General features: G+C 63.2%; 2 protein-coding genes. Both read right to left on the bottom strand.

Going from position 1 to position 806, the window contains the following annotated elements:
• Positions 1-556: condensation domain-containing protein (locus tag HMPREF2914_RS13680; RefSeq protein WP_237752438.1), on the bottom strand; the 556-nt coding region annotated here is incomplete at its 3' end.
• 11 nt (positions 557-567) lie between these two features.
• A partial coding sequence (locus HMPREF2914_RS13675; RefSeq protein ID WP_042158205.1) for a phosphopantetheine-binding protein occupies positions 568-806 on the bottom strand: 239 nt, incomplete at its 5' end.

Below are 806 nucleotides of genomic sequence, written 5' to 3'. Positions count from 1 at the left end.
CCATCACCTGCATCGACCAACCGTCGGACACGATGTGATGCTGGACCAGCACCAGCACATGGTCGTCCTCGGCCAGCCGCAACAGGCTCACCCGCAGCAGCGGCCCACGCTCCAGGTCGAACGGCCGCGCGATCGTCGTCTCGACCTGCCGAGCGAGGGCGCCCTCCTCGAGCGGCCCCAACGCGACGATATCCAACGGCAATGCCATGGATGCGGCGATCTCCTGGCGCGCCTCGTCGCCGTCGAGGCGAAAACGGGTGCGTAGGGTCTCGTGCCGCGCAACCAGGCTGTCGAAGCTGCGTTGCAGGGCATCCAGGTCCAGCCGCCCACGTAGACGCAAGACACTCGGGATATGGTAGGCCGCGCTTTCCGGCTCCAGTTGCCAGAGAAACCACTGTCGCTCCTGGGCATAGGAGAGCCGCAGGGGCTCGCCGTCCTGGCGCTTGAACACTGGCGCGATCTCGAAGAGATTGACACCTTGCTGCTTGAGCAGGACAGCCAATGCCTTCCTTTCCTGGGGGGAAAGGGAGCCCACCTTCTCTATGAGTGCTTGCACGCTACCGCCTCTTAGGAAATCAGTTTTTCAAGTTCATCGGCAGATAGACGTTTGAGCGCCTCCAGGGATTTAGCCAGGGCATCTTCCACCGGCGCGCTCTCGGCCTTGAGGGTCTCGACGCCGTGGCAGAACTCACCCAGTGTCTCCGCGGTGAACATCGACTTGATCGGCACCTCCAGGTGCAGTCGTTCGCGTAGGCGGCCAATGACCTGGGTGGCCAGCAACGAGTGGCCGCCAAGCTCGAAGAAGT

The sequence above is a fragment of the Pseudomonas sp. HMSC067G02 genome (assembly GCF_001813485.1).
Lineage (GTDB): Bacteria > Pseudomonadota > Gammaproteobacteria > Pseudomonadales > Pseudomonadaceae > Pseudomonas > Pseudomonas aeruginosa.
This window is presented reverse-complemented; position numbering and strand designations above follow the sequence as displayed.